Source organism: Streptomyces sp. JW3 (assembly GCF_052216785.1).
Lineage (GTDB): Bacteria > Actinomycetota > Actinomycetes > Streptomycetales > Streptomycetaceae > Streptomyces.
On the sequence record NZ_JBQOUX010000141.1, the window covers coordinates 1 to 17800 of the forward strand.

Consider the following 17800-nt stretch of genomic DNA (forward strand, 5'->3'; position numbering starts at 1 on the left):
GGGCCGACCGAAATACACGGCGTGACCTGCGAGTTCCGGTCCGTTGATCGGCTACACCACTCGGCGGGACGCCATCCCGTCAGGACGTCGTCGGGTGTCCAACGGCCAAGCCGCTCTTCAACTTCGTCACGTGCGAGGCGACCTTGCGCCGCATGATCGGAGGGAAGATGGTGATGCGCGAGCAACTCGAACGGCTGTCGGAGGTTGCCCAGTTGCGGAACGTCGACCTTCAGGTTCTGCCTCTGAACTGTGAGGAGAACGCGGGTATCGGCGGCTCGTTCCGATTGCTCAAGCTCCGGGACGGATCAACCGTGGGACTCGTGGAAGCGCCGCTCACGAGTCGCGTCCTCTGCGACCCAAGGGAGACCACGGTCCTCGACGTCCGCTATGGAATGATCCGAGCCCAAGCGCTCACGCCACGCGACTCGCTGGCCCTCATCAAGAAATTGCGGGAAGAGACATGAAGCTTGAGTGGGTAAAGAGCAGCTACAGCACGGACGACGGCCCCTCCTGCGTCGAGATAGCCACCCCCGACCACCCGCACCAGGTCCTCATCCGCGACTCGAAGGACCCGGCCCGCGGCCACCTCACCGTGACCCCCACCACCTGGTCCACCTTCCTCCCCTACGCCTCCACCCACTAACCCCAAAAACGGATGACACTTCCCCCCAAAGTGTCATCCGTTCCGCACCAACACCCCCCGCCCCCGCACGCCCAACATGGCGCCCCCGACGACCATCGCCACCAGCACGAACCCCGCGGCGGCGAGGAACGCCACGCGGTAACCGCCCGCCAGGGCCTCCACCTCGCTCGCCCCGCCCGCCGAGACAGCCCGGACGCGACCCCTGACTCGGCGGGCACGACGGCGGCCATGCCGAGCCCCATGACGGCCGGTGCCGCCAGCCCGAAGCCCAGCCCCATCACCAGGCTCGCGGGCAGGAAGTCCACCAGGTACGTGCCGTCGACCCGGGCGAACGACAGCAGCACGAACGCCGCGGCGATGAGACCCAGCCCCCCGAAGAGCAAAGGCCGCTGACCGAACCTGGTGATGAACCGCGCCGAGCACCCCACCGAGACCACCGCGATCACCACCGCGACCGGCACGAAGCTCAGCCCCGCCGCCAGGGAGCCGTACCCCAGCGCGATCATCAGGAACTGCACGACGTTCGCCACCGCCAGAGACCGCGAGCGGAACATCCGCAGCGGCAGCAACGGCCGCGCGCTCGTGGCCTGCCGCAGCACGAACCCGCCGAGCAACAGCACGGACAGCAGCCCCAGAAGCAGCGTCCGAACCCCAGCCCGGGTACGACGCGCAGCCCCACCACTACGAGCAAGGCGCCCCCGAAAGGGCGCCCCGACTCAACCAGTCACCGAACCTCAGCTCGGCGTAGTGGACCGCCGCCGCCGCGACCCCGGCCGCCGCTCGCTCGGCCGCGTCACCGGGTCGCCGGCCTCCAGCGCCGCCGCCCGGCGCCGCAGCCCGAAGTCGGCCAGCGCCTCCGCCAGCTTCAGCACCGACGGCTCGGGGGCCATGACGTCGACCCGCAGCCCGTGCTCCTCCGCCGTCTTGGCGGTCGCCGGGCCAATACAGGCGATCACCGTCACGTTGTGCGGCTTGCCCGCGATCCCGACCAGGTTCCGCACCGTCGAGGACGACGTGAACAGCACCGCGTCGAACCCGCCGCCCTTGATCGCCTCCCGCGTGGTGGCCGGCGGCGGCGACGCCCGCACCGTCCGGTAGGCGGTGACGTCGTCGACCTCCCAGCCCAGCTCGATCAGCCCGGCGACCAGCGTCTCCGTAGCGATATCCGCGCGCGGCAGGAACACCCGGTCAATCGGGTCGAACACCGGATCGTACGGCGGCCAGTCCTCCAGCAACCCGGCCGCCGACTGCTCCCCACTCGGCACCAGATCCGGCTTAACACCGAAGGCGACCAGCGCGTTCGCCGTCTGCTCGCCCACCGCCGCGACCTTGATCCCGGCGAAGGCGCGGGCGTCGAGCCCGTACTCCTCGAACTTCTCCCGGACCGCCTTCACCGCGTTCACCGAAGTGAAAGCGATCCATTCGTACCGGCCCGTCACCAGGCCCTTGACCGCCCGCTCCATCTGCTGCGGGGTACGCGGCGGCTCGACCGCGATGGTCGGCACCTCGTGCGGAACCGCCCCGTAGGAGCGGAGCTGGTCGGAGAGCGACGCCGCCTGCTCCTTCGTACGCGGCACGAGCACCTTCCAGCCGAACAGCGGCTTGGACTCGAACCACGAGAGCTGATCGCGCTGGGCGGGGGCGGAACGCTCGCCGACCACGGCTATCACCGGCCGGCCACCGTCCGGGGACGGCAGCACCTTGGCCTGCTTCAGCGTCTGGGCGATCGTGCCGAGCGTCGCCGACCAGGTGCGCTGCCGGGTCGTCGTACCGGCGACCGTCACCGTCATCGGCGTGTCCGGCTTCCGGCCCGCCGACACCAGCTCACCGGCCGCGGCCGCCACCGAGTCCAGCGTCGTCGACACGACCACCGTGCCGTCGGAGGCGCCGACCTCGGTCCAGCACCGGTCCGAGGCGGTACGGGCGTCCACGAACCGCACGTCCGCGCCCTCCGCGTCGCGCAGCGGAACACCGGCGTACGCGGGTACCCCGACGGCCGCCGCGATACCGGGGACGACCTCGAAGGGCACCCCGGCCGCGGCGCACGCCAGCATCTCCTCGGCGGCGTACGTGTCGAGCCCGGGGTCCCCGGTCACCGCACGTACCACCCGCCTGCCGCCCCGCGCGGCCTCCATGACAAGATGTGCGGCATCCCGCACGGCGGGGACACCAGCGGTCGTTGACGCTCCGTCAACAACCGCCAGCTGAGGCGTGCCTGTGCCAGGAACCGGACCACCGGACGGGTCCGGGTCGGTGTGCACTTCGGCCACGCCGTGAGGGGCATGCGTCCGTACGACGTCGAGCACCTCGTGCTCGGCGACGAGAACGTCCGCGTGCGCCAGCGCCTCGACGGCGCGCAGAGTCAGCAGTCCCGGATCTCCGGGTCCGGCACCGAGGAAGGTGACGTGCCCGTGTTCAGGACCGGCGGCGGGAAGGGTGGTGGGGCTCAATGTGCTCGCTCCCCCATCAGACCGGCCGCGCCCTGGGCGAGCATCTCGGTGGCGAGTTCGCGACCGAGTGCCAGTGCCGCCTCGTGCGTTGCGGGCACGGGACCGGTGGTGGACAACTGCACCAGCGTCGAGCCGTCGGTCGTGCCGACGACGCCGCGCAGGCGCATTTCCTTGACAGTCTGCCCGTCGACCAAGAGGTCGGCCAGCGCCCCCACAGGTGCGCTGCAACCGGCCTCCAGGGCGGCGAGCAGTGACCGCTCGGCGGTTACGGCGGCCCGCGTGAACGGGTCGTCGAGTTCGCCGAGCGCGGCGATCAGTTCCGCATCGGATGCGGTGCACTCGATCGCCAGTGCCCCCTGGCCGGGGGCGGGCAGAACCGTGTCGACCGACAGGAAGTCGGTCACCTCGTCGCTGCGGCCTATCCGGTTCAGTCCGGCGGCGGCCAGTACGACGGCGTCCAGCTCACCCTTGCGGACGTATCCGATCCGGGTGTCGACGTTGCCGCGGATCGGCACCGTCTCGATGTCCAGGCCGTGCGCGCGGGCGTACGCGTTCAGCTGCGCCATGCGCCGGGGGGCGCCGGTGCCGATGCGCGCGACCCCCCGCGGCGAAGAGGCGGCCAGGTCGGTGAACTTCAGCGCGTCCCGGGCGACGAGCACGTCGCGCGGGTCCTCCCGCTCCGGTACGGCGGCCAGCACCAGTCCGTCGGGCTGCGCGGTCGGCAGGTCCTTCAGCGAATGAACCGCGAAGTCGACCTCGCCCCGCAGCACCGCCTCGCGCAGCGCGGCCACGAACACCCCCGTGCCGCCGATCTGCGCGAGCTGCTCCCGCGACACATCGCCGTACGTGGTGATCTCGACCAGCTCAACGGGCCGTCCGGTCACCTGGCTCACGGCGTCCGCCACCTGCCCGGACTGGGCCATGGCGAGCTTGCTGCGCCGCGTCCCCAGTCTCAGTGCCTTCTCGGTCATGCCGGTCCTCGGTTCTTTCCAGTGCTGTTCCCGGCCCGGGAGACGGCGGCCACCGTCTCCGGGTCGAGGTCGAACAGGGTGCGCAGCGCGTCCGCGTACCCGGCGCCGCCGGGCTCGGCCGCGAGCTGCTTGACCCGCACGGTCGGCGCGTGCAGCAGCTTGTCCACCACGCGCTTGACGGTCTGCGTGATCTCGGCGCGGTGCTTGTCGTCCAGGCCGGGCAGCCGCCCCTCCAGGCGGGCCACCTCGCTCGCCACCACCTCGGCGGCCATGCTGCGCAGCGCGACCACGGTCGGGGTGATGTGCGCCGCCCGCTGCGCCGCCCCGAAGGCGGCCACCTCGTCGGCGACGATCCGCCGGACCATGTCCACGTCGGCGGCCATCGGCGCGTTGGCGGAGGCGTCCGCGAGCGACTCGATGTCGACCAGCCGGACCCCGGCCAGCCGGTGCGCGGCGGCGTCGATGTCGCGCGGCATGGCCAGGTCGAGGAGGAAGAGGACGGGCTCCGGGCGCGGCACCTCGGCCACCGGCTCGGGCCGGCGCAGCTCGGGCACCCGCCCGGCCCCGGCCGCGACGGCGGCCAGCGCCGCGATCAGCTCGGCCTCGCCGCCCTGCGTCCGCTCGGCGCCCGTGCCGCCCGCGGCCCACGCCCCGTGCTGCTCCAGCGTCGCCGCGTCCATCCCGGCCACCGCCGCCTCCCCCATCACGGAGAAGCCGGCCGACAGGCCGGTCGGTACGGCGGACAGATCCAGCGGGCAGCCGTCCTCGGTGCCGACACTGGTCGGCGGCAGCACCAGCACCTCGGCGTCCGGCGCCGGCGCGATCGCGACCGGCCGGCCGGTACGTCCCTCGACCGCCGCGGCGACCGCCTCGCCGGTGAGCACCAGGCCGGTCGCGCCGGTACAGGAGACGGCGACGTCGGCACGTGTCAGCTCGGCCGGCACCGCGTCCATCGGTACCGCGCGGGCCAGCACGTCCGTGTCGTCGCCCTCGGCCAGAATCTGTGCGAGCCGCTCGGCCCGCTCAAAGGTGCGGTTGGCGACCACCACCTCGGCCACCCCGGCCCGCGCCAGCGTCGCGGCGGCCAGCGAGGACATCGACCCGGCCCCGATGACCAGGGCCTTCTTGCCCCGGGCCCAGCCGGCCACGTCCGCCCCGGCGGCGAGCTGCTCCAGGCCGAAGGTGACCAGGGACTGCCCGGCGCGGTCGATGCCGGTCTCCGAGTGGGCCCGCTTGCCGACCCGCAGTGCCTGCTGGAACAGGTCGTTCAGCAGCCGTCCGGCGGTGTGCAGCTCCTGCGCCCGGGCCAGCGAGTCCTTTATCTGCCCGAGGATCTGGCCCTCGCCGACAACCATCGAGTCCAGACCGCAGGCCACCGAGAACAGATGGTGGACGGCCCGGTCCTCGTAGTGCACGTAGAGGTAGGGGGTCAGCTCCTCCAGGCCGACGCCGCTGTGCTGGGCGAGCAGCGTGGACAGCTCGGCGACCCCGGCGTGGAACTTGTCCACGTCCGCGTACAGCTCGATCCGGTTGCAGGTGGCCAGCACCGCGGCCTCGGCGGCCGGTTCGGCGGCGACCGTGTCCTGGAGCAGCTTGTTCTGCGCGTCCGCGTTCAGCGAGGCCCGTTCCAGCACGCTGACCGGCGCGCTGCGGTGGCTGAGTCCGACGACCAGGAGGCTCATGCCGGCATCACGGCGGGGACGTCCCCGTCAGGACCCTGGTCGGTAGCGGCAGCGGCGGCGGCGCGCTTGCGGGCGGCGGCCGGCACGGCGGCCTGGGCCGCGGCCTCCTCACCGGCCTTGCGCTGCTCGTGGAAGGCGAGGATCTGCAGCTCGATGGAGAGGTCGACCTTGCGCACGTCGACGCCCTCGGGCACGTTCAGCACGGTCGGCGCGAAGTTCAGGATGGAGGTGACTCCGGCGGCCACCAGCCGGTCGCAGACCTGCTGGGCGGCACCGGCGGGGGTGGCGATCACGCCGATGGACACCCCGTTGTCGGTGATGATCGTCTCCAGCTCGTCGGTGTGCTGCACCGGAATACCGGCCACCGGCTTGCCGGCCATCGCGGGGTCGGCGTCTATCAGCGCCGCGACCCGGAACCCGCGCGAGGCGAACCCGCCGTAGTTGGCGAGCGCGGCGCCGAGGTTGCCGATACCGACGATGACGACCGGCCAGTCCTGGGTCAGGCCCAGCTCACGGGAGATCTGGTAGACGAGGTACTCGACGTCGTAGCCGACCCCCCGGGTCCCGTAGGAACCGAGGTAGGAGAAGTCCTTGCGCAGCTTCGCGGAGTTGACTCCCGCCGCGGCCGCCAGCTCCTCGGAGGAGACCGTGGGCACCGAGCGCTCCGACAGTGCGGTCAGCGCGCGGAGGTACAGCGGAAGCCGGGCGACGGTGGCCTCGGGAATCCCTCGGCTGCGGGTCGCCGGTCGGTGTGTTCGGCCAGTTGCCACGGTGCTCCTGCGGGTAGAGCGGGGCTGTAGGCGGTCATACGTCCCTACATGACCGCCCCGTCGAAAGCAGGCTATGTCTTTGTGAACGCGTGCACAAAGATGGTGTCCGATTTGCCCGGCCAACGTGACCGGGGTCACGCGCCCCCGGCGCACGAACAGGGAACCGGCGCGCCCGCGCACACGTTCCTCTCCTATTGGGGGCAAAGCCGCCCACGCTCCTCACGATCCACGCCCCCGAGACCAGGTCGCCATCGATTTTAAGCGACCATCCGGCAGCTCTTGGACTACTCGGACTACTGGGACTACTCGGTCAGTGCCCTGCGCAGGCGTTCCTCGTTCACACGCCAGAAGGTGTGCTGGCGTCCGTCGACGAGGACGACCGGGATCTGCTCCCAGTACGCGTCGTGGAGCCGGCGGTCCTCGGTGATGTCCTTCGCCTCCCACGGGACGCCGAGGCCGGCGCACACCTTCTCGACGACGAGCTGTGCGTCATCACACAGGTGGCAGCCGGGTTTGCGGATGAGGGTGACGAGATGGTTCTCGGGACGGGGCTGGTGCTCAGGACGCGGCGGCGTCTTTCTGCGGAAGACGGGGCTCATGCCCGCCATTCTCGCGCGCCCCGCGCCGTACGGAAGCCTCGCGGCGAAGCCCCCGCGACGCGCCGGGCACACCGCTTCTTTAACGGCACGGTCGCGCAGAGTTCACAGCCTCCCAACCTCTCGACTCCGGAACGTCCGAACAAACTGGCTATGCTCACGGGCATGGCCGCTCTTGGATGGCTCACTCCCCGGAGGCGCTCCGCCACCGCGCGCAGCGTGCTGGCAGGCGAGGCGTCGGCGGAGGCCGCCCGCAAATCCACCCAGGACCTCCCCGCGCCCGAATCCGCCGGTGAGCCGGACTTCCCGGTGCACGGCGACGACCGGGCCGCCGCCTTCTTCGACCTGGACAACACGGTGATGCAGGGCGCCGCCCTCTTCCACTTCGGCCGCGGCCTGTACAAGCGCAAGTTCTTCGAGACCCGCGACCTGGCCCGGTTCGCCTGGCAGCAGGCGTGGTTCCGGCTGGCCGGCATCGAGGACCCCGAGCACATGCAGGACGCCCGCGACTCGGCGCTCTCCATCGTCAAGGGCCACCGCGTCTCCGAGCTGAAGTCGATCGGCGAGGAGATCTACGACGAGTACATGGCCGAGCGGATCTGGCCCGGCACCCGTGCGCTCGCCCAGGCGCACCTGGACGCGGGCCAGAAGGTCTGGCTGGTCACCGCCGCGCCGGTGGAGATCGCCCAGGTGATCGCCCGCCGCCTCGGCCTGACCGGCGCGCTCGGCACGGTCGCCGAGTCGGTCGACGGCGTCTACACCGGCAAACTGGTCGGCGAACCGCTGCACGGCCCGGCCAAGGCCGAGGCGGTGCGCGCCCTGGCCGCCGCCGAGGCCCTGGACCTGACCCGCTGCGCCGCCTACAGCGACTCGCACAACGACATCCCGATGCTGTCCCTGGTCGGCCACCCCTACGCGATCAACCCGGACTCCAAACTCCGCCGCCACGCCCGGCAACTGGACTGGCGGCTACGGGACTACCGCACCGGCCGCAAGGCCGCCAAGGTCGGCATCCCGGCCGCGGCCGGCGTCGGCGCGGTGGCCGGCGGCACGGCGGCGGCCATCGCCCTGCACCGGCGCCGCGGCCAATCCCTCTGACGTACCCCGGCGGCCCCGGATCACTCCCCCATTTCGCACCCGGGCACAACACGCTCCGTAACGACGCCGAACCCAGACCCTTTCGATCAATAACCGATCACTATCCGGCACTTGATCAGCCGTCATTCGGTTACGTAAGCGACGTAATCGATGATTTGAGCAACTGGGTGTAGCAGGGCCTGTACGAAGCGTTATTCTCCTCAGACGCAATCCGGAACCCCCCTGTCGCTACGACGGGTGAAAGGTCCCGCACTGCACGTGATGGAAGCTCTGCCTCTGGGAGTCCCGTGTACCCACACGTCGGGGTTGACGCCTCGGGCCTGGCTACGCTGCGCGCAACGGTCAAAACGCTCCACGACCTGCTGCGCGACCTCGTCCCCACCGCGTATGCCGTCCCCACCGCGTACGCCGTCCCCGCCCTCGCCTCAGCCGCCGCCCCCGCCGGTCCGGCCTACGCGCTCGCCGACGGCGGCGCGGCCGTCGGCAGACGCGGACGGGCGTCCGGGACAACCGTCCGCCGCCCCGCCGCGGACAGCGACAGCGCCCGGATGATGGACCTGGTCGAGCGTGCCCAGTCCGGCGAGGCCGACGCCTTCGGGCGTCTCTACGACCAGTACAGCGACACCGTGTACCGGTACATCTACTACCGCGTGGGAGGCAAGGCCACCGCCGAGGACCTGACCAGCGAGACCTTCCTGCGCGCCCTGCGCCGCATCGGCACCTTCACCTGGCAGGGCCGCGACTTCGGCGCCTGGCTGGTGACCATCGCCCGCAACCTGGTCGCCGACCACTTCAAATCCAGCCGCTTCCGCCTCGAGGTCACCACCGGCGAGATGCTCGACGCCAACGAGGTCGAGCGCTCCCCCGAGGACTCCGTCCTGGAGTCCCTCTCCAACGCCGCCCTGCTGGACGCCGTACGACGGCTCAACCCCCAGCAGCAGGAGTGCGTCACGCTGCGCTTCCTCCAGGGCCTCTCCGTCGCCGAGACCGCCCGCGTGATGGGCAAGAACGAAGGCGCCATCAAGACCCTCCAGTACCGCGCCGTGCGCACCCTCGCCCGGCTGCTCCCGGACGACGCCCGCTGACCCTCTCAAGTCACCTTCGGTGACGGCCCGTTGACTCCCCGCCCCGCTTGCCCGCCGCGCGTAACCCAAGTGCCGCGCCACTCGTTGTGCGGGATGCAGGCTCCCTGTGGTCACCCCCTGGCCGAGTCCGATCGCACGATCGGGTGGTCGTGGTCAGGGTGTGCAACCCTCAGGACCCCCTGGGGAGTCGACCGTCATGACGAGAGGAGGTGCCGCCAGTGATCGCGAACGTATCGGCGCACCGGCGGGCGAACGCCTTCGCCCAGGCTCTGGAGGAGCAGTCCGAGCGGAGCCCGGCGGCCGAGCAGCCCGAAGGGCCGGCACCGGCCGCGGCCCCCGCGGACCGGACCGAGCAGGGCCGCCTGATGGCCCTGACCACCGGTCTCGACGCGCTGCCCAAGCCCGAGCTGGACCCGGAGGTCAAGGTCGTCCAGCGGGCCCAGCTGGTGGCCGCGTTCGAGGCCATGCTCCAGGAGGGCGGCGAGGCGGACCCGGCGGTACCCGAGCAGCGCCGCGCCCGCGGCGCCCACCGGGCGACACCGCTCAGAAAACTCCGGCCCCGCTCCCGGCTGGCCAAGGGCCTCACCGCCGGCGGCCTCAGCGTCGGCGTGGCCGCGGGAGCCTTCGGCGGAGTGGCCGCGGCCAGTTCCGACGCCCTGCCGGGCGACTCGCTCTACGGCCTCAAGCGCGGCATAGAGGACTTCAAGCTCGGCCTCGCCGAAGGCGACACCGAGCGCGGCCGCGGCTACCTCGACCGGGCCTCCACCCGGCTGAGCGAGGCCCGCCGGCTGCTGGAGCGGGACCGCGGCGGCGCCCTCGACCACGAGACCCTCGGCGAGATCCGCCGCACCCTGTCCGGCATGGGACAGGACGCGACCGAAGGCCACCGGCTGCTCAGCGCGGCCTACGCCCGCGACCCCGACTCGCTCGACCCGATGCGGGCGCTGTCCGCCTTCTCCCGCTCCCACCGGGACGCCTGGGGGACCCTGCGCGAGCGGCTGCCCGTCCAGCTCGGCGACGTCAGCGAACAGGTGTCGTCGGTGTTCGACGCCATAGACGAGGACGTGGCCCCGCTGCGCTCCCTGCTCCCCCAGCCACCGTCCAAGGGCGACGACACGGGCGAGCGCGGCAACGGCTCCGGCTCGGCCGGCACCACCCCGTCCGACAGCACCGGCAACTCGGCCCCGCCCAGCACCGGCCGCGGCGACGCCACCGAAGAGGACCGCACCGACAGCCGGCGCCCCAGCGAGTCCGCCGACTCCGACAGCGAGCAGGACGGCCTGCTCGGCGGCAACACCGGCGGCCTGCTCGACCCGCCCAAGGAGACCACCCCCACCGCACCGTCGACCAGCGGCAAGACGCCCGCCCCCGAGCCGGACGTCACCCTGCCGCCCCTCCTCCCCGGCCTGCTGCCCGACCTGGGCATCGACGGCGACGACAGCGACTGAGACAGGCACGACACGGTGGTACGGCGGTGGGGATGCCCCCACCGCCGTACAGCCATGCTCAGAAGAACACCGACCGCCGCTGCACCAGCAACTTGTACAGCGTGTGCTGAATCTGCTCCCGCACCTGATCGGTCAGGTTGAACATCAGCATCGGGTCCTCGGCCGCCTCGGCCGGATAGTGGTCCGTGGGGATCGGCTCCCCGAACTGGATCGTCCACTTCGTCGGCAACGGCACCACGCCCAGCGGCCCCAGCCACGGGAAGGTCGGCGTCAGCGGGAAGTACGGGAACCCCAGCAGCCGGGCCAGCGTCCGGGCGTTGCCGATCATCGGGTAGATCTCCTCCGCGCCCACCACCGAGCACGGAATGATCGGCGCCCCCGCCCGCAGCGCCGTGGAGACGAACCCGCCCCGCCCGAACCGCTGCAGCTTGTACCGGTCCCCGAACGGCTTGCCCAGCCCCTTGAACCCCTCCGGCATCACCCCGACCAGCTCGCCCTGCCCAAGCAGCCGCGCCGCGTCCTCCGCGTCGGCCAGGGTGTGACCGAGCTTGCGGGCCAGCTCGTTGATCACCGGCAGCACGAACACCAGGTCCGCCGCGAGCAGCCGCAGATGCCGCCCCGCCGGATGGTGGTCGTGCACCGCGACCTGCATCATCAGTCCGTCCAGCGGCAGCGTCCCGGAGTGGTTGGCGACGATCAGCGCCCCGCCCTCGGCCGGAATGTTCTCGACGCCCTTCACCTCGACCCGGAAGTACTTCTCGTACATCGGGCGCAGCACCGACATCAGCACCTGGTCGGTCAGCTCGGCGTCGTAGCCGAAGTCGTCGACCTCGTAGTCCCCGGTCAGCCGCCGCCGCAGGAAGGCCAGCCCGCCCGCGATCCGCCGCTCCAGGCCGCCTTCGCCACCGCCGTCCTCGACCGCGGACGGCTGCTCCCGGCCCCCGTCCGCTCCACCCGGCCGCACCGGCAGCGCCTGGACCTCGCGGACCGGCGCGGACTCCGCCGTACTCTTGCGCCGGCTCCCCGTGCCGCCCCGGCGCCGCGCCGAGCGCTGCGCCGCGCCGCCACGGGACCGGTCGTCGTCGAACGGAATGACCTTGGCATCCGCCATCGTTGATGCGCTCCTCAGTTGGCGCTCTGCGTCGGGGGGTGGCCGCTGCCCGTACCGGACAGCGCGGCGATCCGGTCCACGGCCTTCGCGACGACCGCCGGCGGGAGCAGCCCCGGCTCCCGGCTGCGCGCGAAGTCCGCGAACGTCTCCGCGGTGGTGTGCTTCGGCTGGAAACCCAGCGTCTCGCGCATCTGCGTGGTGTCCACGACCCGGCCGTGGGTGAGCAGCCGGATCTGCTCGGGGGAGAAGTCCGTCACCCCCAGCGTACGCACGAACGAGCCCGCCCAGCTGACGACGGGCAGCAGCAGCGGCACGGTGGGCCGGCCCAGCCGCCGGGAGCACTGGGAGAGCAGCAGCACCCCGTCGCCGGCGATGTTGAACGTGCCGCTGTTGAGCGTGCCCCGCTCCGGCTCGTGCGAGGCGATCCGCAGCACCTCGACCACGTCGTCCTCGTGCGCGAACTGGAGCCGCGGGTCGTACCCGAACACCGTCGGCAGCACCGGCAGCGAGAAGTACGAGGCCAGCGGGGTGTCGGTGGCCGGCCCGAGGATGTTGGCGAACCGCAGCACGCACACCGCGACGTCCGGCCGGCGCCGCGCGAAGCCCCGCACATACCCCTCGACCTCCACGGTGTCCTTCGCGAACCCACCGCTGGGCAGCGCCTTGGCCGGCGTCGTCTCGGTACAAACCGCCGGATCCCGCGGCGCGGACCCGTACACGTTCGTACTGGACTTCACCACCAGCCGCCGCACGGTCGGCGACTTCTGGCAGGCGCCGAGCAACTGCATGGTCCCGATGACGTTGGTCTCCTTGACCGACGTCCGACTGCCACTGCCCAGCGGGGTGCCGGTGACGTCCATGTGGACGACCGTGTCGGCGCCGGTCTCCGCCAGCACCCGCGCGATGGTGGGCTGCCGGATGTCGGCCTGCACGAAGTCCGCGCCGCCCAGCGGGTGCTCGGGCGGGACCGCGTCCACGCCGACCACCCGGTCGACCGCCGGGTCCCGCTGGAGCCGCCGCACGAAACGGCCCCCCAGCTGCCGGGCCACTCCGGTCACGAGCACGACCTTGCCCACGATCAGCGCCTTCCTCTCGGTCACCTGCCGTGTTCCCGCTCGTCGGCCAACCTAGCGGGTCGGTGTTGCGCCGGGATGACTGCCGGACCCAGACACCTGTGGCCTCCCACCGGATGGCGGGAGGCCACAGTTGACGCTTTCGCGGCGTCGCGTCGCGTACTGCTCGGTGCGACTACTTCTTGTTACGACGCTGCACGCGCGTGCGCTTGAGCAGCTTGCGGTGCTTCTTCTTCGCCATCCGCTTGCGCCGCTTCTTGATAACAGAGCCCACGACTAACCCTCGCTCACTTCTCATCACTCGGTTGTTTGGGCGCCATGGGCCCACACGACCTACGAGGGGCTAGCCTACCCGCCCGGGCGCTGAGGTCGTAATCGAGGGGCGGGGGAGGCCCGGAGGGACTCCGAGGACCTCCCCCAGGGCCGTCGTCAGGCCGTGTCCACCCCCACGAAGCTCTCGCGGAGGTACTCGTGAACCGCATTCTCCGGGACGCGGAACGACCGTCCCACCCGGATCGCGGGCAGATGACCGCTGTGCACCAACCGGTACACGGTCATCTTCGACACTCGCATCACCGAGGCGACCTCCGCCACGGTAAGGAACTGAACCTCGCTCAGAGGCCTCTGGTCTCCAGCCATGACACACCTGAACCTTCCGCACTCGACGGCCACCGGCTTCCCCTTCCGGTGACTCTTCGTCGCTGCGTGCTCACTCCCCAATGTAGGTGCGGGTGATGCGAGTGGGGAAGAGGTGCACGCATCGGCGTCCTACTGGGACAGACACGCTCGTTTGAGTACGTAGCGGGTAAGCGGCAGGTAGTAATCGGACCGCACGCCGTCATCAAGTGGAACGACGACGGACACGCACCCCTCTGCCTGACCCACGAAGAGCGCGGGGTCGTCCGTATCAGCGAGCCCGATGGCCTCGAACCCCAGCTGACCTGCTCCGCAGACCCATCCGTGGTCTCCGATCACCAGCTCCGGCAGGGCCCCGCCGGCCTCCGCCGCACCGGCCAGCGCGGTCCGAACCGGGAGGGGAGAATGGGTGTGCGCGCCGGGCTCACAACCGGGGCGCTCACCCCCGCGTTCTCGCACCAACCCGACGCCCCGTACGTAGTCGAGGTTGTAGGTGCGTAGACCGAACCGGGTCGTTATGTCGACACAGCGACCCTGCGCCGGGGTGAGAACGGCACACCCCGCCGCCGACAGGGCGTCCGCGAGCGCGACGTAGAAACCGAGCAGCCGATGCGGATGTCCGGTGCCGAGCACGACCGGGGCACGGTGCCGGGCGACTTCCGCCAGCCGATCCGCGAAATCATCCAGAGCGGTCAGCGTCCGATCCGGATCGATCACATCATGCCCGGTGACGCAGCGCGGATCGGCCGAAACCCCGCATCTGTCCGCCATCAGCTCGATCACGTCCCGCTGCCGCCACGCCCCCACGGGGTCGATCCCCAGCAGCACCCGCGGATCCCGGGCCGCGAACAGCCGATAACTCCGCAGACTCACCTCCCGCGAGGTCGCCACCACCCCGGCCAGCCGGGCCCTCAGCAAATGATCACGAAGCTCCCCGGAAGACACCACCTCCCGATACTCCCGACCCCCCACCCCCGCCCACCCCACTTCCCCCCAACTACACCCGCCCGGCCCAGCCGCCCCACCACGCCCCCGCCCAACGCCGGCCCGCGCCCCCACCCACAAGACCCGTCAGTCAACACCCGTCACGCCAACAACCCCCGCAACGGAAACACCGCCCGCCGAGCCGCCAACACCGCCTGATCCACCCGGTCCGCAGGGTCGTATCCCGCCTCCCAGCCCACCCACGACACCGGCCACCGCCCATCAGTCATCCGCCTCGGCCCACCCTGCCGAGTCCGCGCGAACACCTCCCCCCGCCAAGCCTCCGGAATCACCGCCTCCGGCAGGATCTCCCGCCCCGCCGCGATCCCCACCAGATGCGTCCACGACCGCGGCACCACATCCACCACCGCGTAACCACCCCCGCCCAGCGCCACCCACCGCCCCCCGGCGTACTCGTGCGCCAGCTCATGACACGCCACCTGCACCGCCCGCTGCGCGTCCACCGACACCGCCAGATGCGCCAGCGGATCCTCGAAGTGCGTATCCGCCCCGTGCTGCGTGACCAGCACCTGCGGCCGAAACGCCGCCACCACCTCCGGCACCACCGCGTGGAACGCCCGCAGCCACCCGGCGTCCCCCGTCCCCGCCGGCAAGGCGACATTCACCGCCGATCCCTCCGCGGCCCCGTCCCCGCCCGTCTCCTCCGGCCACCCGCTCCCCGGGAACAACGTCCGCGGATGCTCGTGCAACGACACCGTCAGCACCCGCGGATCCGCCCAGAACGCCGCCTGCACCCCGTCCCCGTGATGCACGTCGACATCCACGTACGCCACCCGCTCGATGCCCAGCTCCAGCAACCGCGCGATCGCCAGCGCCGCGTCGTTGTACACGCAGAACCCCGACGCCGCCCCCGGCATCGCATGATGCAGCCCGCCCGCGAAGTTCACCGCGTGCAGCGCGTCCCCCCGCCACACCGCCTCCGCCGCTCCCACCGACTGCCCGGCGATCAGCGCCGACACCTCGTGCATCCCCGCGAACGCCGGATCGTCGACCGTCCCCAGCCCATACGCACCGTCCGCCACCCCCGGATCGGCCGACGCCGCCTTCACCGCCTCGACGTAGTCCCCCCGGTGCACCAGCCGCAGCGTCGACTCCCCCGCCGCCTTGGCCGCCACCACATCCACCTCGCGATCCAGCCCGAACGCCCCGACCAGGCTGCGCGTCAGCGCCAGCCGCACCGGATCCATCGGATGGTCCGGCCCGAAGTCATAGCCCGTGACCGCCTCGTCCCACATCAGCTGCGCGCGCCCGCTCATGTCCGCCACCGTATCGGTCCGTTCCCGGCGCCTCGAAGGACCGCGCGTACACCACCGTCACCAGCACCAACACCATCGGCACCAGCATCGCGCCCCGGTAACTCCACACATCCCCGAGCGCCCCCACCAACGGCGAACCCACCAGAAACCCCACATAGTTGAAGACATTCAGCCGCGCCACCGCCGCATCCGAGGCCCCGGGGAACAACCGCCCCGCCGCCGCGAACGTCTGCGGCACCAGCACGCACAGCCCCACCCCCAGCAGCGTGAACCCGCCCATCCCCACCCAGGCCCCCGGCGCCCCCGCCACCACCGCGAACCCCACCGCCGCCACCAGGGCCCCACCCCGCACCACGGCCACGGCCCCGAACCGCCGCACCCCGAGATCCCCGACCGCCCGCCCCACCAGCGTGGTCACCATGTACACGTTGTACGGAACGGTCGCCAGCTGCTCCGAACTCCCCAGCACGTCCTGGAGGTACTTCGCACTCCAGTTGGACACCGTCGAGTCCCCGATGTACGCGAACGTCATCACCAGACACAACGGCAACAACACCCCGAACCCCACAACCCCGCCACCCCCCGACCGCCTCCCTTCCTCTTCCCCCACCGGCCCCCCGGCCGCATCCACATACCACCGGCTCCCCACCAGCGCCGCCGGCAGCAGCACCGCCACCACCGGCAGATACGACACCCAGAGCGCGAGCTCCCAGTGCGCCCCCGCCCACGCCAGCGAGGCCCCGAGAATCCCGCCCAGGCTGTACGTCGCGTGGAACCCGAGCATGATGCTCCGCCCGTACGCCCGCTGAAGACTGACCCCGAGCATGTTCATCGAGGCGTCCAGCGCCCCCACCGCCAGCCCGAACGCACCGAGCGCGACGGCCAGTTCGGCCATCCCCTCCCCCAGCCCGACCCCGAGCAGCGCCAGCAGCACCACCGGCTGGGACCACCGCAGCACCCGGCTCGGCCGCACCCGCCGTACCAGCCGCTCGGTGCCCACGCTCCCCACCCCGGCCAGCACCGGTACGGCCGCGAGGAAGGCCGGCAACAGCGCGTCGGACACCCCGTACCGGTCCTGAATGGCCGGAATACGCGTCACCAGCAGCGCGAACGCCACCCCCTGGGCGAAGAACCCGAACGCCAGAGAGCCCCTGCCCCGCCGCAGCACATCCGTCATGGCGGCGAGCGTAGAGCCCCGCCCTACGCCTGGGTAGATCCCGCCAAAGATGAATCGCCGTCACCTTCAGGCCAGCAACCCAGGCAATTCCCGCATATCGGCGAACACCTTCCCGGCCCCGGCCAGCTTCTCCGCCGGCGTCATGGCGGTGAACCCCACGACATCCATGCCGGCCGCCACGGCCGCCGCCACCCCGAGCGGACTGTCCTCGACCACGACACACCGCTCCGGCGCCACCCCCATCCGCTCGGCCGCGTACAGGAACAGATCCGGCGCCGGCTTCCCCCGCCCCACATCCTCCGAGCTGAAGATCCGCCCGTCGTCGAACCACCGGTCCAGCCCGGTGGTCCGATGCCCCACCCGAATCCGCTCATGACTCCCGGACGACGCCACGCAGTACGCCACGCCCTCCGCAACGAGCTGCTCCAGCACCCCGACGACACCGGGCACCGGCTCCAGATCCCGCTCGAAGGCCGCGAACACCCGCCCATGAAAAACATCATCGAAATCCACGGGGAGCCCCCGTCCGGTCCGCTCCCGGATCAGATCATGGACCCGATGCATCGCGGCCCCCATGTAATCCCGCAATGAATCCTCGTACGACGTCGGATGCCCGACCTCCGTCAGATAACCGGCCAGCAGCCGGTTGGAGATCGGCTCGCTGTCCACGAGCACACCGTCATTGTCGAAGATAACCAGGTCGTAGCGCATACACCGACCCTAAACGCAGAAAACCCCCGCATCTCACGATGCGGGGGTCTCCCCTACAAAAATTGTTCGGCGGCGTCCTACTCTCCCA

At 71.3% G+C, this 17800-nt stretch carries 18 protein-coding genes and 1 pseudogene; 5 read left to right on the top strand and 14 right to left on the bottom strand.

Going from position 1 to position 17800, the window contains the following annotated elements; all coding sequences use genetic code 11:
- Positions 1 to 113: 113 nt before the first annotated feature.
- Positions 114 to 464: pseudogene (locus ACTT8P_RS34730) on the top strand (DUF5753 domain-containing protein); the annotation flags it as partial.
- Positions 461 to 643, top strand: a complete 183-nt coding sequence (locus tag ACTT8P_RS34735; protein WP_442835783.1) for a DUF397 domain-containing protein — start codon at positions 461 to 463, stop codon at positions 641 to 643. The pseudogene ACTT8P_RS34730 and the gene ACTT8P_RS34735, both read left to right, overlap by 4 nt.
- On the opposite strand, the gene ACTT8P_RS34740 is transcribed toward ACTT8P_RS34735, so the two are convergent.
- From ACTT8P_RS34740 to ACTT8P_RS34765, 6 genes are all read right to left on the bottom strand, one after another.
- Positions 640 to 1263 (bottom strand): hypothetical protein, encoded by a 624-nt coding sequence (locus ACTT8P_RS34740; protein ID WP_442835784.1) that lies wholly within the window; start codon positions 1261 to 1263, stop codon positions 640 to 642. The genes ACTT8P_RS34735 and ACTT8P_RS34740 overlap by 4 nt on opposite strands.
- 114 nt (positions 1264 to 1377) lie before the next feature.
- Positions 1378 to 3093: a uroporphyrinogen-III synthase gene (locus tag ACTT8P_RS34745; RefSeq protein WP_442835785.1), complete on the bottom strand. Its 1716-nt coding sequence runs from the start codon at positions 3091 to 3093 to the stop codon at positions 1378 to 1380.
- A complete protein-coding gene (gene hemC, locus ACTT8P_RS34750; RefSeq protein ID WP_442835786.1) occupies positions 3090 to 4064 on the bottom strand; it encodes a hydroxymethylbilane synthase in 975 nt (324 codons plus the stop codon). The genes ACTT8P_RS34745 and hemC overlap by 4 nt, the downstream gene beginning before the upstream one ends.
- Positions 4061 to 5746, bottom strand: a complete 1686-nt coding sequence (locus ACTT8P_RS34755) for a glutamyl-tRNA reductase (protein ID WP_442835787.1) — start codon at positions 5744 to 5746, stop codon at positions 4061 to 4063. The genes hemC and ACTT8P_RS34755 overlap by 4 nt, the downstream gene beginning before the upstream one ends.
- Positions 5743 to 6516 carry a redox-sensing transcriptional repressor Rex gene (locus ACTT8P_RS34760; protein ID WP_442835788.1) on the bottom strand — a complete coding sequence of 258 codons (774 nt, stop codon included), beginning with the start codon at positions 6514 to 6516 and terminating at the stop codon, positions 5743 to 5745. The genes ACTT8P_RS34755 and ACTT8P_RS34760 overlap by 4 nt, the downstream gene beginning before the upstream one ends.
- A 302-nt stretch (positions 6517 to 6818) precedes the next feature.
- Entirely contained in the window at positions 6819 to 7115 is a 297-nt protein-coding gene (locus tag ACTT8P_RS34765; protein WP_442835789.1) for a glutaredoxin family protein, read from the bottom strand.
- A 162-nt stretch (positions 7116 to 7277) separates the two neighbouring features.
- Between ACTT8P_RS34765 and ACTT8P_RS34770 the strand changes: the two genes are divergently transcribed.
- From ACTT8P_RS34770 to ACTT8P_RS34780, 3 genes are all read left to right on the top strand, one after another.
- Entirely contained in the window at positions 7278 to 8210 is a 933-nt protein-coding gene (locus ACTT8P_RS34770) for an HAD family hydrolase (protein WP_442835790.1), read from the top strand.
- Between the two features lie 287 nt (positions 8211 to 8497).
- Positions 8498 to 9295 carry an ECF subfamily RNA polymerase sigma factor, BldN family gene (locus tag ACTT8P_RS34775; RefSeq protein ID WP_442835791.1) on the top strand — a complete coding sequence of 266 codons (798 nt, stop codon included), beginning with the start codon at positions 8498 to 8500 and terminating at the stop codon, positions 9293 to 9295.
- 218 nt (positions 9296 to 9513) lie between these two features.
- A complete protein-coding gene (locus ACTT8P_RS34780; RefSeq protein ID WP_442835792.1) occupies positions 9514 to 10743 on the top strand; it encodes a DUF5667 domain-containing protein in 1230 nt (409 codons plus the stop codon).
- Positions 10744 to 10801: 58 nt separating this feature from the next.
- On the opposite strand, the gene ACTT8P_RS34785 is transcribed toward ACTT8P_RS34780, so the two are convergent.
- The 8 genes from ACTT8P_RS34785 to ACTT8P_RS34820 all read right to left on the bottom strand — a co-directional run bounded on the left by ACTT8P_RS34785 (position 10802) and on the right by ACTT8P_RS34820 (position 17712).
- Positions 10802 to 11854, bottom strand: coding sequence for a lysophospholipid acyltransferase family protein (locus ACTT8P_RS34785; RefSeq protein ID WP_442835793.1), 1053 nt, complete (start codon positions 11852 to 11854; stop codon positions 10802 to 10804).
- Between the two features lie 14 nt (positions 11855 to 11868).
- On the bottom strand, positions 11869 to 12930 hold the full coding sequence (locus ACTT8P_RS34790) for an NAD-dependent epimerase/dehydratase family protein (RefSeq protein WP_442835798.1): 1062 nt from the start codon (positions 12928 to 12930) through the stop codon (positions 11869 to 11871).
- A gap of 172 nt (positions 12931 to 13102) precedes the next feature.
- Positions 13103 to 13201 (bottom strand): 30S ribosomal protein bS22, encoded by a 99-nt coding sequence (locus ACTT8P_RS34795; RefSeq protein ID WP_003948845.1) that lies wholly within the window; start codon positions 13199 to 13201, stop codon positions 13103 to 13105.
- A 155-nt stretch (positions 13202 to 13356) separates the two neighbouring features.
- Positions 13357 to 13566 carry a helix-turn-helix domain-containing protein gene (locus ACTT8P_RS34800; RefSeq protein WP_189424546.1) on the bottom strand — a complete coding sequence of 70 codons (210 nt, stop codon included), beginning with the start codon at positions 13564 to 13566 and terminating at the stop codon, positions 13357 to 13359.
- Between the two features lie 129 nt (positions 13567 to 13695).
- A complete protein-coding gene (locus ACTT8P_RS34805) occupies positions 13696 to 14511 on the bottom strand; it encodes a phosphatase (RefSeq protein WP_442835794.1) in 816 nt (271 codons plus the stop codon).
- A gap of 137 nt (positions 14512 to 14648) precedes the next feature.
- Positions 14649 to 15824, bottom strand: coding sequence for an acetoin utilization protein AcuC (locus tag ACTT8P_RS34810; protein WP_442835795.1), 1176 nt, complete (start codon positions 15822 to 15824; stop codon positions 14649 to 14651).
- Positions 15775 to 17001 (bottom strand): MFS transporter, encoded by a 1227-nt coding sequence (locus ACTT8P_RS34815; RefSeq protein WP_442835796.1) that lies wholly within the window; start codon positions 16999 to 17001, stop codon positions 15775 to 15777. The genes ACTT8P_RS34810 and ACTT8P_RS34815 overlap by 50 nt, the downstream gene beginning before the upstream one ends.
- Before the next feature lie 66 nt (positions 17002 to 17067).
- Positions 17068 to 17712: an HAD family hydrolase gene (locus tag ACTT8P_RS34820; RefSeq protein WP_442835797.1), complete on the bottom strand. Its 645-nt coding sequence runs from the start codon at positions 17710 to 17712 to the stop codon at positions 17068 to 17070.
- Positions 17713 to 17800 lie beyond the last annotated feature (88 nt).

Coding starts and splice junctions, on each gene's coding strand:
- ACTT8P_RS34735 (WP_442835783.1), top strand. CDS start 461: ATGAAGCTTGAGTGGGTAAAGAGCAGCTACAGCACGGACGACGGCCCC.
- hemC (WP_442835786.1), bottom strand. CDS start 4,064: ATGACCGAGAAGGCACTGAGACTGGGGACGCGGCGCAGCAAGCTCGCC.
- ACTT8P_RS34755 (WP_442835787.1), bottom strand. CDS start 5,746: ATGAGCCTCCTGGTCGTCGGACTCAGCCACCGCAGCGCGCCGGTCAGC.
- ACTT8P_RS34765 (WP_442835789.1), bottom strand. CDS start 7,115: ATGAGCCCCGTCTTCCGCAGAAAGACGCCGCCGCGTCCTGAGCACCAG.
- ACTT8P_RS34770 (WP_442835790.1), top strand. CDS start 7,278: ATGGCCGCTCTTGGATGGCTCACTCCCCGGAGGCGCTCCGCCACCGCG.
- ACTT8P_RS34785 (WP_442835793.1), bottom strand. CDS start 11,854: ATGGCGGATGCCAAGGTCATTCCGTTCGACGACGACCGGTCCCGTGGC.
- ACTT8P_RS34800 (WP_189424546.1), bottom strand. CDS start 13,566: ATGGCTGGAGACCAGAGGCCTCTGAGCGAGGTTCAGTTCCTTACCGTG.
- ACTT8P_RS34810 (WP_442835795.1), bottom strand. CDS start 15,824: ATGAGCGGGCGCGCGCAGCTGATGTGGGACGAGGCGGTCACGGGCTAT.
- ACTT8P_RS34815 (WP_442835796.1), bottom strand. CDS start 17,001: ATGACGGATGTGCTGCGGCGGGGCAGGGGCTCTCTGGCGTTCGGGTTC.
- ACTT8P_RS34820 (WP_442835797.1), bottom strand. CDS start 17,712: ATGCGCTACGACCTGGTTATCTTCGACAATGACGGTGTGCTCGTGGAC.